This is a genomic window from Oceanobacter kriegii DSM 6294, assembly GCF_000422845.1.
Classification (GTDB): Bacteria; Pseudomonadota; Gammaproteobacteria; order Pseudomonadales; family Oceanobacteraceae; genus Oceanobacter; species Oceanobacter kriegii.
In genome coordinates, this window is the sequence record NZ_KE383931.1 from 539,481 (window position 1) to 555,134 (window position 15,654).

The window sequence follows — 15,654 nt, forward strand, 5'->3', positions numbered from 1 at the left end:
GCTTGCAGCTTACACCGCGGTAAAACAAAAGGTCTAACGGATCAGGGGCAATCTGAGGGTAAAGCAGGCACCGCCATCGCGGTTGCAAACGTCCAGCGTGCCTTGCATTTGCTGAACGATTTCCTGGGTAATCGATAAGCCAAGTCCAATGCCCTTACCCACTTCCTTGGTGGTCACATAAGGGTTGAACAGCTGCCCCATAATAGCGCTGTCGATACCGCCACCGTTATCGGCCATGGTCAGCAGCAGCTCGCCGTTGTCTTCCCGCAGGCCAATATTAATGGTCGGCTCGGCGCAATCAGCAACGGCATCCAGGGCATTTTTCAGCAAGTTGGACACCGCCAGATCGAGCTTCAGGGCGCTGCCCATGACCTTGCCGTGTTCCGCAGGCAACTGCTGGTGAATATTCAGCTGTACTCCCCGCTCGGTGAGTTGGTCGGCGCTGACTTCCACCACCTGCTCGACCACCGCCAGCAAGTCGATGGCTTCCAACTGTTCGCTTTCACCGTAGCTGAAGTGCTTTAGCATACGCACCACTTTTTCCATCTTGCTGGACAGGGGTTTCAAACGGCTGGCGGATTGCGCCGCACCTTGCCAGTTTTCCCGTTTGAGTTTGTACTCCAGCGCCGCCACCGAGCTGTTCATGGCCGACAACGGCTGGCTCAGCTCGTGCACAATGGTGCCCGCCATCTTGCCCAGCGCTGCCGCCTTGCTCTTTTGCAGCAAGGCTTGCTGAGCGGTTTCCAGCTCTCTGGTGCGTTCGCTGATGGTTTCTTCCAAAGAGGCGTTCAGCTTCACCAGCTCGTCTTCGGCTCGTTTGCGCTTGGCAATGTTGATCAGGGTAACCAGATAATGCTCGCGGTTGTCGTACACCACGGGTGACACCGCATACATGACCGGCACCGGCTGACCGCCAATGCGAGTCCAGGTTTCGGCGTATTGTGGCGCTTGCTGCTGCAAAGCAACCGGGCTCTGCAGGGTTTGCAGCGAAGGGATTTGCAGCAGGTCGACTACGCTGACTTGCTGACCGTCACGGAAGTCGGCACCAGCCAACAACAGATTTTCGGCGTAGTCGTTCATCGACGAAATCCGACCGTCGGCCGAACACACCAACACGCCGATGTGAATGTTATCGATCAGCCGTTGCAGGTCTTCCCGACGCTGGGTCTCGGCTTGACGAATACTGGCGCGGTAGCGGGCTTTTTTACGGCGTTCAATCATAAACAGCAGCCACAACACCGCCACCAGCGTCAGCACCGCAAAACACACCATGGTCGGCAGCACCAGTTCGCTCTGGCGTTTGACCTGGTGCATGGTCCAGTCCATGCCCTCAATGGGGGAATGATTCACCAGCCAGGCATCGCGGCCGATGTGCCATAAATCGGTATCGCTGAACCAACCCAGCGACGCCGATTTCTGGAACAGCATGGCCGGGTCTTCGTCCGGAAACTGACGTTCGGAAATTAATTGCTCACGCTGCTGCAAACTCAGCGGCGCAATCAGTTGGTACTGCCAATCCGGCTCGGATGTGATGATCACCACGCCACGATGATCAGTCACCATCACCCGCTGGGCTGCGGATTCCCAACTGCGGGTCAGGCTTTCCAGCTCCAGCTTGACGGTCACGACGCCGATAAACTCGTCGTTTTCAAACACCGGCGCGGAAATAAAGAACCCCGGAATCCCGGTGGTGGTGCCTTTGGCAAAATAGAACTGACGACTGCGAAAATCGCGGGCGCGGTGAAAATACGGCCGGAAAGCGTAATTTTCATCAAGAAAGCTGGAGTTATCCAGGTAGTTACTGGCCGCCAGCACTTCGCCACGAGCGTCCATGGCATAGACGATATCTGCGCCCGACCGCTCGGCGGTAAAGCGCAAATACTGGTTAATAAAATCCTGATTGTTCACTCGGCCAGTGAGCATATCGCGCAGCCGCTCATCACGAGCCAACAGCGCAGGCAGGTATTCAAACTGGTCGATGGAGGCTTTGAGGGATTGTTTGAAAATCACCGCAGAATTGCGGTTTTCCTGTGCCAGCGAGGCCACCTTACCGATGTAGTAACCGGCGGTGCCCAGCAGCACAAAGGCAACGGCCAACAGCACCCAGGCCAGAGGCAAGCGGCTGTCCTTTCGAACAGCCGTTGCAGCAACACGGTTGCTGCCTGAATCCGGGTGACTGTTGGTCGTCATGCGATGTGCCTTACAGATGTTTCATTGAGAAGGCTATCAACCATAGCCCATCAATGATGGCAGCCACAGCACAAAGCCCGGCACTGTGATCAACACAATGATGGTCAGTACGTCTGCCACAAAGAATGGCGTACAACCGCGGAACACATCCTGTACCGAACACTCTGGGCGCACGCCGGCAACCACAAAGCAATTCAGACCAATGGGCGGCGTAATCAGGCACAGCTCGGCCATCTTCACCACAATGATGCCGAACCAGATCGCACAGGCCGTACCAGACATACCAAATGCCGACTCAGCAGCCGTCACATCCATGCCGCCATTAAGGGCGATGATCGCCGGGTACACCACAGGCAGTGTCAGCAACAGCATGCCGATAGCATCCATAAACATGCCCAGAATGGCGTAGGCGCACAGAATCAGCACCAGTGTCAGCATTGGGCTCTGGTCCAGACCGGTCAACCAGTCAGAGAACGCGCTTGGCAGGTCGGCAAAGCCGAGGAAGCGTACGTACAACAACACACCCCAGATGATGGTGAAGATCATCACCGTCAGCTTGGCAGACTCCAGCAACGCATCTTTCAGCTGGCCCAGCTTCATGCCCTTGTAGAACGCCATGCACAGAATCACAAACGCGCCCAGTGCACCGGCTTCTGTTGGTGTACCCACACCGCCGTACACACAGATGACGATGATGCCGACCACAAACAAAATCGGAGAGGCACCCGGCAAGGTCGCCAGACGCTCTTTCCAGGTAAAGCCTTTTACTGGCGGCCCCAATTTCGGGTTCATCAAGGCCAGGAAAACCACCAAACCACCGTAAATCAGCGCCGATACAGCACCCGGAATAAAGCCTGCCATCAGCAATGCGCCTACATCCTGCTCAACAATAATGGCGTAGATCACCAGAATCGAAGACGGTGGAATCAGCGAGGCCAGCGTGCCACCAGCAGCCACCACTCCCGCGGCAAAGCGTTTGTCGTAGCCCAGCTTGAGCATTTCAGGCACTGCAATGCGAGCGAATACCGCAGACGTCGCCACAGACGCTCCGGACACCGCGGCAAAACCGGCAGTAGAAAATACCGTGGCCACACCCATACCGCCCGGCAACCAGCCAAGCCACTTTTTCGCCGCTTCAAACAAGGAGCGGGTAAGACCGGCGTGATAGGCCAAAAAGCCGATCAGAATAAAGGTCGGAATCAGCGACAGTGCCAACGAAGACACTTTGGAATGCGGAATGGTACCCGCCATTTTTACCGCTACTTCAAAGCCGCGCTCAAAGCCCATGCGGGCCGAAAAAATCCACAGCAGGCCCAGAAAACCTGCCAATGCCGCAGCGAACGCCACTCGCAAACCCAGCAGCACACACAACAACATAACACCCGTTACCCACAGACCAATCTCGATCGGGTCCATGGCGGCCATTGTTTCCCAAATACCCATGTTCAGCTCCGCCCTGCCTGATCGTTATTATCTGAAGACTCAATCGTGTCTGATTCCACCGACGCTGCCTCACGGGCAGCCACAGTCGCTGCATCTTCCACCAACGGCACCGCCACCGGATTGCTTTCACCGGAAATAAGCGCACGGCCATAACCCCAGATTTGCATCACCAAACGCAGCGCCAGAATGGCAAAGGCCACCGGTACCACCAGCTTCGCAGGCCAGGTTGGCAAGCCAATATCAAACGAGGTGTCGCCATTTTCAAAGGCACGCCAGAAGTGTTTGTACGAGCCCCAGGCCAGCAGAACGGTCAGGCCCAGCATGATCAAACAGGTCAGCAGTTCAACGAACCACAGGTAACGGCCTTTCAGTTGGCCCACCAGAATATCCATACGAATATGGCCGCCATCCCGCTGCGTGAACGACAAGCCCATAAACGCCATAAAGGCCATCGCCTGCTCAACCCAGTCGATGTAGCCCTGCACCGGCAAATCAAAAAACCAACGACCCAGAATGTTGGCGGTCGCCAGCAACACCAGTAACAGAATTACCACCCCACCAGCGAGTCCAAGCAAGGACTCCAGCCGATAGAACAGGCGGTCAATACGGCTCAATGCCGACTGATCGGACAGCACGGTAGCGCTTCCAGCCATAATTCAGCTCTCTTGAAATAATCGTGAATACAAAGCCCACCGGCCGGTGAGCTTGAAGAGGTGGGACTGGCGGAAAACTCCGCAAGCCCCTACCGGGTTAACACCGCCTGACGTTACTTGCCGGCAAATTGCGCGGCAGCGAAGTCCAGCAGTTTCTGAGAGTCAAACTTGCCCTTGTACTGCTTCACCCATTCCTCGCGAACGGTGGCAGCCGCTTTGTCCAGCTCAGCGGTTTGCTCTGGGGTAAAGGTCACGCGGGTGATATTGTTTTCATCCAGCTTGGCCTCGTAGGCTGCGGTGACGCCTTCGTAGTTTTCAACGTAGTACGCCAGCGCTTCAGGCACAGAATCCAACAGCGCTTTTTTGTGAGCAGGCTTGAGCATGTCCAGCGCGTCGTTGTTAACAACGACCGGGCAGTCACCGGAACCCAGGTTCAGGTTGGTGGTGGCCCAGTTGCCAATGGCGGTGGTGTTGGTGGCCAGATGGGCGTGAGGAGCAAAGGAAGCCGCATCGATCACACCGGAGTCCATCGCCTGACGCACTTCACTGAACGGCACGCCGGTTTTGATAGCGCCGTATTTGGTCAGCACTTCCAGCAGACCGCCCGGCCCACGAATACGCATGCCTTCAAAGTCGCTCAGCTCGTCCAGCACATCACCCTTACCCACCAGGTTGTACTGCGGCATTGGGGTTGGCATCAGCAGCGTGGCGTTCCAGCGCGCCAGGTCTTTTTTAACGATTGGGTGGTTGTACACCGCGGTGTAAATTTCAGCGACGCGGCTCAGGGAAACATCGTGAGAGAACGGCAGTTCGTTCACGGTAATGGTCGGGTTTTTACCAGCGTGGTAGAAGGCGCAGAACTGTGCCATTTCAAACGCACCGAAGGAAATACCATCGAGGTTTTCCTTGGATTTGCTCAGACCGCCGTAGGAAATATTCAGCTTGAACTCGCCATTGGTTTTCTGTTCAACCAGTTCGGCCAGCTTTTCAACGTTCTCGGTAAAGGCACGCTGCTTGCCCCACAGGGACACGTTCCAGGTGGTATCGGCCATAGCGGATGGCGCCATTACAGCCATGGACAGAGCAGACACCAGGCCCAGCTTCTTGATCGCTTTCATGAGATTACTCCACGTTCGAATTTATTGTTGTTGGTGACGAGCAGTGAATTGCTTGTTTTTTCGTTGTTGTGGAAGTTCTACTACAAAGATCGGGCCAAAATCATAAGCTATTGTTTTTAATAGCTTTTTTTCAATTCACCCTAAACATCAGTGACAGAAAAAGCCGTTAAATTCCTGCCACAAGCCCAGAACAGGAATTTTTTTTCTCATGAAAGCCCTTTAAATAGCCCCTCAAACAGTCCTTCAAAAAACCGCAAATAGCCCCTCTTACGGCCACAAAAAAGCCTGCATAAGCAGGCTTTTGAGTGTCGTTATTGAATCAAGCAATGAACATCAGATCCGGAACCGCGACACCGTTGCCGCCAAACGGTCGGCCAACTGCTTGAGGCTACCCGAGCTGTTGTGCAACTTGTCGGCAAACCCCTGAGTCGCATTGGCTTCGGTGTTCACCTCAACAATGTTCTTGTTGATGCTCTCCGACACCTGTTGCTGTTGCTCCGCTGCCGCTGCAATTTGCTGCGCCATATCCCGGATGCGGGTCACCGAATCCTGAATGGACGAGAACACTTCGCGGGTTTGATCAGAAGCCGACAGGGTTTGCTCGGAATGCTGCAAGGTGGTTTCCAGCTTGTTGGCTACGTCCGCCGTTTGCTGGTTGAAGGAGGCAATCATGGCATCGATTTCAGCAGTAGAGTCCGCCGTACGGCCAGCCAGAGTGCGTACTTCATCGGCCACCACCGCAAAGCCCCGCCCCTGTTCGCCAGCGCGTGCAGCCTCAATGGCTGCGTTCAATGCCAACAGGTTGGTTTGTTCAGCAATGCCACGAATGGTGTCCAAAATGGTGGTGATGTTGCGGGATTCATCAGCCAGGTTTTTCATCGCCTGGTTAGAGTCTTCAATACCACGGGTCAGGTACTGCACCGCGCTGGTCGAACGGTCGATATACTGCTGACCACTCAACACCAGCCCCTGACTCTGATCCGCAGATGAGGCCGTTTCGTTACAGCTTTTGGCCACCTCGGAGGCCGTTGCCACCATTTCGTTGAAGGCCACGGACACCTGATCCATGGCATCAGACTGCATCCGGGCACTGCGCGCCATCGACTCCGAGATGCCTGCACCATCCCCCGACTGCACGCCCACTGAGCGCGACGTCTCGGTAATGTCCCTCACCAATTGATGAATCATGGCCACGAACTTGTTAAACGCCGAGGCCATGTGGGCCAGCTCGTCGCTGCCACCATCTGGCAAGCGTTTGGTCAGGTCACCTTCACCGTTAGCTATTTCTTCCATATTGCGTGTCATGGCGGCAATAGGACGAGTGATCAGATTGCTGAACCACATGCCCAGCACGCCGAAGGCCAGCACCAGTACCAGAGCCACCAATACTACATCCAGCTGGAACGCATCCGCAGACGCAAACACTTCGGATGCCGGAACCAGGCCAATCAGCGTCCAGCCAGAGGCTTCAGACACATGGCGTGCCACCAGCCAGTTATCGCCCGCCATCGTCACATTATTGAGGCTTCCCGCGGCCATCGCCGAATAGTCGTTACCGAGCTCAGTCACTTTCTTGAAATTATTGTCGGGATTGCCAGCATCCGCTAACACCACGCCGGTCTGGTCGACCAGAATCAGATAACCGGATTCGCCAAAGGTCACCCCACGGACAATTTCGGTCAATTTCGCCAACGTAATATCAATGGCTACCACGCCGGTCATGCCGCTGCGGGTTTTGAAGGTATGCATGTACGGCAACAACGGGTTACCCGTGTTGAAGTCGGCGTACGGCGCCATGCTGACCGACTGCCCCGGCTGCTTCAGTGCAGCGCCAAACCACGGACGTTTGGTTGGGTTGTATTCGCCAAGGTCAGTCTTTGGCCATTGGATGTAACTGCCGTTATCCAGGCCCAGATACACGTATTCCAGATTCGGGTTACTGGAGCCAAAATCATCCATCAAACGCCATGCGTTACGCTCAACGGCACTGTTTTGCTCCGGCGTCATGGCTTTGGTTGGGCCAAAGTAGTTGGTCACCGAACCATCCAGCTCGGCCAGTGCATCGGTTTTGGCCAGGAACGCCACCGACTCGGCCATGCTGTTCAAATAGGTTTGAAAGGTTTGGCTGATTTGGGTCATACGCTCAGCCGCATCGGAACGAAACGCCCGTTCGGAAGTTGCCCGAAAATCCTGCACCGCAATGGTTGTAATCACCAGCATCGGTAAAACCACCGCAGCCAGAATAATAAGAATTAACCGTTGACGGAGTGTCATGGTCAAAGCTCCAGAAAGATAAAAGTGAGGGTCTCTCTAAAGCCTAGACCACATTTTCAAGAAGGAACGTTTGTTAACCGCAATTGTTAATTTTGATACAAAACGGCCCGAAACCACCGCTTTCCCGCCACCACACAGTGAACGGTAACTGCTCCGTACAGTGCAATTGCTGTGCTCCCGTTCACAACACTGTATACTGCTTGCCCTTTTTTGATCTCGCCCGGCCCACATCCTGAGTGGCCACGTGGCGCCAACGGATAACAACAGGACGGCTCATGGCAAAACGCACTGCTTTGTACGAGAAACACCTCGAAGCCAACGGCAAAATGGTCGACTTCGCCGGCTGGGACATGCCGGTGAACTACGGTTCACAAATTGAAGAACACAAAGCGGTACGTACCGACGCCGGTATGTTCGATGTGTCCCACATGACCATCGTTGACGTCATGGGCTCCGACGCCACCGACTACCTGCAAAAACTGCTGGCCAACGACGTTGCCAAGTTGACCGAGAAAGGCAAGGCACTGTACTCCGGCATGCTGAACAAAGACGGCGGCGTGATCGACGACCTGATCGTCTACAAGGCCGACGGCGGTTACCGCGTGGTAGTGAACTCCGCCACCCGCGCCAAAGACCTGGAGTGGATGGAAGCCAACCTGCGCGGTTTCTCCAACATCTCCCTCACCGAGCGTCCTGAGCTGGCAATGATCGCCGTCCAGGGCCCGAACGCCATCGCCAAGGTGAAGCAAGTTAAACCGGAGTCTGCCGTAGCGGTTGATGGCCTGAAAATTTTCCAGGGTCGCCCATTGGCCGACTGGTTCTTCGCGCGTACCGGTTACACGGGTGAAGACGGTCTGGAAATCATGATTCCTGAATCCGACGTTGCTGCCTTCTGGCAAGCACTGGTCGAAGGCGGCGTGCAGCCATGTGGCCTCGGCGCTCGCGATACCCTGCGTCTGGAAGCTGGCATGAACCTGTACGGCAACGACATGAGCGAAACCGTATCGCCACTGCAAGCCAACATGGGCTGGACCATCGCCTGGGAACCGGCCGGTCGCGACTTCATCGGCCGTGAAGCGCTGGAAGCGGAAAAAGCCGCCGGCGTTGCCAATAAACTGGTTGGTCTGGTGCTGGAAGGCCGTGGCATCATGCGTTCACACCAGAAGGTTATCGTTGAAGGTGTGGGCGAAGGTGAAGTGACCTCCGGTACCTTCTCACCAACGCTGGAATGCTCCATCGCCATGGCCCGTGTACCGGTTGGTACCGGCGACAGCTGCTTCGTCGATATTCGCGGCAAGCAGATTCCAGCGAAAGTAGTGAAACTGCCGTTCGTTCGTAACGGTAAAAAGGTTTACGAAGGTTGATTAACCTTTTTCTGTCATAAATTCGCGGATTCCTTCCAAAGACGGCTTTTGCCCGCCGCAGGAATCCGTAAAATGCAGCGCTTATACAAACAAACATCGTCGTTGCCTGTGTCTTGCTGAATTTGGTCAACCTAACGCCAACAGCCGGGCAACGCAGCCAGCTTGGAGATAAACATGGCTAATGTTCCTGCAGATCTGAAATACGTTGCCTCCCACGAGTGGATTCGCGTAGAAGCCGACGGCACTGTGACCATCGGTATTACCGACTTCGCTCAGGAATCTCTGGGTGACGTGGTATTCGTTGAACTGCCAGAAGTAGACGCCGAATTCGAAGCCGAAGCCGATTGCGCCGTGGTTGAATCCGTAAAAGCCGCCTCCGATATCTACGCCCCGCTGGCGGGTAAAATCGTTGCGGTTAACGAAGACCTGGTTGACGCTCCGGAAAAAGTAAACGAAGACCCATACGGCGAAGCCTGGTTCTTCCGTATGGAACTGGCCAACCCGGCCGACCTGGACGCCCTGCTGGACGCTGACGCTTACACCGCCCTGTGCGAAGACTAAGCCAGCGCTAACAGCGACCTGTCATCAAGCCGGATGCTTCTGCCTCCGGCTTGCTTGTTTCTGGCAAGCCAGAGACCCGACGACAGCGCCTCTGACGCGACCAACGATCGAATTTTGAACCTCTGAGCCTTCAGAGGTTTTTTGTTTTACAAGCAGGGCCCCTCAGCCCGGTTTATTCACCTTCAAGGGTTTTGTATCCATGACTCAAACTCTGTCTCTGCAACAACTGGAACAGCGCGATGGCTTTGTTGGCCGTCATATCGCCTCCAACGGTGCCGGCTTCAGTAACGCCGAAACCGCCGCCATGCTGGAAGCAATCAACGCGGAATCGCTGGACGCACTGACCGCCGAAATCGTCCCATCGGACATTCTCAGCGACGCCTTTCTGGAAATTGACGACAGCAAGACCGAGTTTGAAGCGCTGAACTACCTGCGCGGTCTGGCTAACCAGAACAAGGTATTCAAAAGCTACATTGGCCTGGGCTACCACGACACCATCATCCCCAACGTAATCCTGCGTAACGTGCTGGAAAACCCGGGCTGGTACACCGCCTACACCCCATACCAGCCAGAAATCGCCCAGGGCCGTCTGGAAGCCCTGCTGAACTTCCAGCAAATGGTCATCGACATGACCGGCATGGAACTGGCCAACGCCTCCCTGCTGGACGAAGGTACTGCCGCTGCTGAAGCCATGGCGATGGCCAAGCGTTCTGTTAAAAAGAACAAATCCAGCACCTTCTTCATTGACGAAAACTGCCTGCCGCAAACCATCGACGTGGTCAAAACCCGCGCTGAAGCGTTCGGTTGGGACGTACTGGTTGGCCCGGCTGACGACGCTGCCAGCGCCGACGTATTCGGTGCGCTGTTCCAGTACCCGGGCAAAAACGGTGACGTGCGTGACTTCACCGCACTGATTGACGCCCTGCACGCCAACAACGCGCTGGTTGCTATGGCCACCGACCTGATGGCACTGGTGAACCTGAAAGCACCGGGTGAAATGGGTGCCGACATCGTTCTGGGTAACGCCCAGCACCTTGGTGTGCCAATGGGCTTTGGTGGCCCACACGCAGCCTTCTTCGCCACTCGCGACGCCTTCAAGCGTTCTATCCCGGGCCGTATCATCGGTGTTTCCATCGACGCCAATGGCAAGCCCGCCCTGCGTATGGCGCTGCAAACCCGCGAACAGCACATTCGTCGTGAGAAAGCCAACTCCAACATCTGTACCGCTCAGGTGCTGCTGGCCAACCTGTCTTCCTTCTACGCTGTGTACCACGGTCCACAGGGCCTGAAGACCATCGCTGGCCGCATTCACCGCCTGGCCGATATTCTGGCCGCGGGCCTGAAGAAAGGCGGCATTGAACTGCTGAACGACAGCTGGTTCGACACCCTCACCTTCAAGGTTGCCGACCGTGACGCCGTGCTGGGCCGCGCCGACGACGCCGAAGTGAACCTGCGTGACGACCTGCGCCTGCAAGGTACCGACACTCTGGGCGTATCCATCAGCGAAAAAACCTCTGCTGCCGACGTGCAACAGCTGTTCGACGTTATTCTGGGTGGCTCTGTTGATACCCATGGTCTGGATGTGTACGCACTGGACGCCGAAATCGTTGCCAACGGTTCTGAATCCATTCCGGCCGACGCCGCACGTAACACCGAATTCCTGACCCACCCGACCTTCAACCAGTACCACACCGAGCACGACATGCTGCGGTACATGAAGCGTCTGGAAGCCAAAGACCTGGCCATGAACCACAGCATGATCACGCTGGGTTCCTGCACCATGAAACTGAACGCCACCACCGAAATGATCCCGGTGACCTGGCCTGAGTTCGCCAACATTCACCCGTTTGCCCCTGCCGACCAAACGGTTGGCTACCGCACCATGATTGGCGAACTGAACGACTACCTGAAAACCATCACCGGCTTGCCAGCCGTGTGCATGCAGCCAAACTCAGGTGCTCAAGGTGAATACGCCGGTCTGCTGGCGATCAAGAAATACCACGAGAGCCGTGGCGAAGGTCACCGCAACGTGTGTCTGATTCCACGCTCCGCTCACGGTACCAACCCAGCGTCCGCCCAGATGGCCTCCATGCGCGTTGTGGTCACCGACTGTGACGAACACGGCAACGTGGATTTCAACGACCTCAAAGCCAAGGCCGAAGAGCTGAAAGACCAGCTGTCCTGCCTGATGCTGACCTACCCGTCGACCCACGGCGTGTACGAAAAAGGCGTGAAGGAAATCTGCGACCTGATCCACGCCAACGGCGGTCAGGTATACATGGACGGCGCCAACCTGAACGCACAGGTGGGCCTGACTGCCCCTGGCATCATCGGTGCCGACGTGACCCACATGAACCTGCACAAAACCTTCGCCATTCCACACGGTGGCGGTGGCCCGGGCATGGGTCCTATTGGCGTTGCTGCACACCTGGCGCCGTTTGTTGCCAACCACAGCGTGGCACCGATTGACGACGCCGCCAAAGGCAACGGCGCGGTATCCTCCGCCCCATACGGCTCCTCCAGCATCCTGCCAATCAGCTGGATGTACATCACCCTGATGGGCGGCAACGGCCTGCGTCTGGCCACCCAAAACGCACTGCTGAAAGCCAACTACCTGGCCAAGCGCCTGGCAGACCACTACCCGATTCTGTACACCGGCCAAAACGACCGCGTGGCACACGAATGCATCGTCGACCTGCGCCCAATCAAGGCCGAAACCGGCGTGACCGAAGTGGATATCGCCAAGCGCCTGATGGACTACGGCTTCCACGCCCCGACCATGTCGTTCCCGGTAGCGGGCACCTTCATGATCGAACCGACCGAATCCGAATCCAAAGCCGAAATCGACCGCTTCGCAGATGCCATGATCTCCATCAAACAGGAAATCAACGCCATCCACGCTGGTGAAATGGACGCCGAAAACAACGCCCTCAAACACGCCCCGCACACCGCGGAAGTGATTGCAGGCGAATGGGACCGCCCATACAGCCGCGAACAAGCCGTGTACCCAACCAAAAACCTGGGTGCCCACAAGTTCTGGCCAAGCGTCGGCCGTATCGACGATGTATACGGCGACCGCAACCTGATCTGCTCCTGCCCGGCGATTGAAAACTACGAAGACTAACTTGGAACGCGCCCCAACCCATGGGGCGCAAATCAACGTGAAACCAGAAATTCGTGCCAAACTCAGACTAATTGATCACCTAATAGCGACCCAAAGGTTAGCTGAAGGTGATCTTTTAATTAGTGAATTTAGACTTCCAAATAAAAAAAGGCGCGTTGACTTGGCACTTTTCACAACAAGCCGAGCGATAGCTTTCGAAATAAAAACAGAAGGTGATAATTTATCCAGACTTTCTGAACAAGTAAAAGATCTTTCCACTCATTTTGATAAGGTCATAGTTTTTTGCGCTCATAAACACTACAACAATGCGAAGAAATTAGTTTCTAAAAGTATAGAAATATGGTCTTACAACGATAAGAAAACAAAGCTATTACAACGAGGTAGATCCAACATAAAAAACACTAAAGCCATAATAGAACTACTTCCAAAGTATGAGCGTCACACGATCAAAAACAGAAATGACGCACTAAATAAAATAAGAAAAAAATTCAGAAAGAATATCGAATTGTTTTGGAAAATCAGATCCCAAAAGAAAAATTGCGACTTAAAAGATCTGATATCAATTAGCAGGACTCCCCCAAAGGATCAAACCAAGAAAACCAGCGATGATCTCTGGACTTCTATCATAGAGGATCAATCTTCCCAATCTTCATCTGAATCAATTTCAGATAATTCTTCATCATAATGAAGCTGATTGTATAAATGTATGTTTATTCTTACTGCTGTCGACTTCATCGGAGTGGATATTGCGTAATCGTTACCTTGAGCCGTCAGTTCAATCATTTGAGTACCCCATACTTTCAATTCAGGCTGCCAATAATCTTTCACCATAATCTCATTTGCAGCCCACCTATATTGATCAGTTCTATTGGGTATTGAGCCTTCCCTATAACGAACATAACGCCAACTATTTTTCAAAGGAAAGTCAATCCTAGGAACAGGAACACCACCACCGCCTCTATTCTCTTTGACACGTGCACTTGCATAATCAGAGTAAATTAAATTGCCTCTGAAATTCTTGATAAGATTGTTATACAAAAGCCTTTCACATATTGGGTTTTCTCCATTTTCCGTACCCCCAAATCCATCTGGGAAAGAACTACCACTGATACAAAAATCAGCACTTGGAAAAATACTCCGAGCCTTTTCTAGCCAACCCAAGAAAATATCATTATATTTTTGCGTACCAGAATCAATCCTTCCAAAATCAAAAATAATTAAACAAGGATCAAAACCAGACAGCATATTAATTAATCCCAGCCAGCGTCCAGTCTCGATATCAAGCAAGGAAAACCGTATAACAAATTGCCGCCCAGACCTAGTTAGAGTTTGACACTGTTCAATCACATGGTCGAATTCTTCCGTTTGAATCACCGGTATGCACCAATCATACGAGAGTACAAATTCAGTCCAGTTTTTATACCCCCCCGTCGGATCCATCAAAGCCTTTAATTGTTCATAGACCGGACGTGGAAAACTTCCACTAACCAAATAATCCTTATTTTCAAAAACATATTCATAATCTAAATCTAATATGACATTCCCCGCTCCCAAACTCTCGAGCTTAGATATCGAATTCGAAATATCTTTAGCAGCCAACCATCCTTTCAGCTTTATACATGGAGATAGGTTTTTTTTATCTTTATCTGGAAGTTCAGAAAACGCCATAATTTCAGCAGGACTTAGAGATAATATAGGAAGGTATTCAGTTGATTCATACATTTTTAATCACCCACCCTAATTTTCAAAGCCACCACAGATACTTCTAGCTCTTGAGCAGCTTTTTCAAGGGCATACTCTTTTTTCTCACCTGCATAGTTAGAGATGCAACTTCTAACAAGATTTCCAGGCATCAATATGTCAGCTGCGATCCTATTAGCTTGCGTTTCCATTGCGTTTGAAAGATTTGATCTATACAAAACATCATCGACAATACCATCTCCTATTAAATCCCGATGAAGAAGGAAATGACCAATTTCATGTGCAATTGTAAATCGCTGCCTTTCTGATGTATCGTGACGATTAACCTTGATAACAAACGTTCCATCTATATTTCTTATCTCTCCAGAGACACTAGCGGACAGCGTCGACTTCTTAACAACCAACCCCAAAGACTTCGCGACAGCACCAATTTTCACGGGGGCTTCGAGTTGAAAACTAGAGATTATTCTTTGAATTTCGGGAGAGATCAAATCCCACTCTCGCGAGTACTCGTTTAACTTAACCATTATTATCGATCCCCCGATAAATTGCTCTTTCAACCCCGTTCTCAACCATATTATAAACCAGTTTTTCCAAACCTTTTTGGAAATCGCTCTTCTCTACAACATTACCATCAGCGTCATACAAAGAGCGATCATCGACAATCGAATTCTTGAGGGATTCATATACCATTTGAGGCAATTCCTGCTCAGCCACTCTATTTATTTCCTGTCGAGCCTTTTCAGATACTAAATTTTGAAGTTTTTTGTATCCAAATATTGATGCAACACCAATCAATATCGTAAGTGCCGTCATAATAACGGTTATAGTACCTAAAAGGACGCTGACCCACCCACTCCAGCCCTCATCTCTAGAGTTGATTTTATTCAACCCTACTTTTACAGCTTCTAATGCCTCACTAATTTCAGCAATAGATTCCGAATTAGTAGCAATAGACTGCGAGCCCAACTCTAAACCATTTAAAGAGTCTTGAATTTTATCTATGCGGGATCTCAAATAAGATATTTCATCATATTGCCGATGAACTTGACCGAGAACAACATCTGGATTCTCAGAGGGAAAAACAAGATCTCTTGAAACATCCTTATCGAATTCCGAATTACTTTCCGCATGTAAATTAACTGCCCCACCAAGAAATATCGAGATAAATATCAACAACTTCCACATCAGTTCATCCTCAATTCAGTCTCCATCTAGTGGATAAT

12 protein-coding genes are annotated in these 15,654 nt (G+C 52.7%); 4 read left to right on the forward strand and 8 right to left on the reverse strand.

Going from position 1 to position 15,654, the window contains the following annotated elements; all coding sequences use genetic code 11:
- Positions 1-33: 33 nt before the first annotated feature.
- The 5 genes from G516_RS0115690 to G516_RS0115710 all read right to left on the reverse strand — a co-directional run bounded on the left by G516_RS0115690 (position 34) and on the right by G516_RS0115710 (position 7,678).
- Complete coding sequence (locus G516_RS0115690) at positions 34-2,190, reverse strand: ATP-binding protein (protein ID WP_028294442.1); 2,157 nt, start codon at positions 2,188-2,190, stop codon at positions 34-36.
- Between the two features lie 36 nt (positions 2,191-2,226).
- Positions 2,227-3,633: a TRAP transporter large permease gene (locus G516_RS0115695; protein ID WP_211225130.1), complete on the reverse strand. Its 1,407-nt coding sequence runs from the start codon at positions 3,631-3,633 to the stop codon at positions 2,227-2,229.
- A 2-nt stretch (positions 3,634-3,635) separates the two neighbouring features.
- A complete protein-coding gene (locus G516_RS0115700; RefSeq protein ID WP_028294444.1) occupies positions 3,636-4,286 on the reverse strand; it encodes a TRAP transporter small permease subunit in 651 nt (216 codons plus the stop codon).
- Positions 4,287-4,399: 113 nt separating this feature from the next.
- A complete protein-coding gene (gene dctP, locus G516_RS0115705; RefSeq protein WP_028294445.1) occupies positions 4,400-5,404 on the reverse strand; it encodes a TRAP transporter substrate-binding protein DctP in 1,005 nt (334 codons plus the stop codon).
- Positions 5,405-5,737: 333 nt separating this feature from the next.
- The gene (locus G516_RS0115710; RefSeq protein WP_028294446.1) at positions 5,738-7,678 is read right to left on the reverse strand and encodes a methyl-accepting chemotaxis protein; all 1,941 of its coding nucleotides are present in this window, start codon (positions 7,676-7,678) and stop codon (positions 5,738-5,740) included.
- Between the two features lie 275 nt (positions 7,679-7,953).
- Between G516_RS0115710 and gcvT the strand changes: the two genes are divergently transcribed.
- From gcvT to G516_RS24775, 4 genes are all read left to right on the forward strand, one after another.
- Positions 7,954-9,042 carry a glycine cleavage system aminomethyltransferase GcvT gene (gcvT, locus tag G516_RS0115715; protein ID WP_028294447.1) on the forward strand — a complete coding sequence of 363 codons (1,089 nt, stop codon included), beginning with the start codon at positions 7,954-7,956 and terminating at the stop codon, positions 9,040-9,042.
- 174 nt (positions 9,043-9,216) lie between these two features.
- Positions 9,217-9,603 carry a glycine cleavage system protein GcvH gene (gene gcvH / locus G516_RS0115720; protein ID WP_028294448.1) on the forward strand — a complete coding sequence of 129 codons (387 nt, stop codon included), beginning with the start codon at positions 9,217-9,219 and terminating at the stop codon, positions 9,601-9,603.
- Positions 9,604-9,802: 199 nt separating this feature from the next.
- Positions 9,803-12,727: an aminomethyl-transferring glycine dehydrogenase gene (gene gcvP / locus G516_RS0115725; RefSeq protein WP_028294449.1), complete on the forward strand. Its 2,925-nt coding sequence runs from the start codon at positions 9,803-9,805 to the stop codon at positions 12,725-12,727.
- A gap of 1 nt (position 12,728) precedes the next feature.
- Positions 12,729-13,412: a sce7726 family protein gene (locus G516_RS24775; RefSeq protein WP_169449549.1), complete on the forward strand. Its 684-nt coding sequence runs from the start codon at positions 12,729-12,731 to the stop codon at positions 13,410-13,412.
- Here the strand turns inward: G516_RS24775 and G516_RS0115730 are convergent.
- From G516_RS0115730 to G516_RS0115740, 3 genes are read right to left on the reverse strand one after another with little or no spacing between them, the layout of a single operon-like run.
- A complete protein-coding gene (locus G516_RS0115730; protein ID WP_028294450.1) occupies positions 13,361-14,449 on the reverse strand; it encodes a beta family protein in 1,089 nt (362 codons plus the stop codon). The two genes, G516_RS24775 and G516_RS0115730, sit on opposite strands and share 52 nt — an antisense overlap.
- Positions 14,450-14,451: 2 nt before the next feature.
- Positions 14,452-14,955 (reverse strand): ImmA/IrrE family metallo-endopeptidase, encoded by a 504-nt coding sequence (locus G516_RS0115735; RefSeq protein WP_036536749.1) that lies wholly within the window; start codon positions 14,953-14,955, stop codon positions 14,452-14,454.
- Complete coding sequence (locus G516_RS0115740) at positions 14,948-15,616, reverse strand: hypothetical protein (RefSeq protein ID WP_028294452.1); 669 nt, start codon at positions 15,614-15,616, stop codon at positions 14,948-14,950. Before G516_RS0115740 ends, G516_RS0115735 begins: the two co-directional genes overlap by 8 nt.
- Between the last annotated feature and the right edge of the window lie 38 nt (positions 15,617-15,654).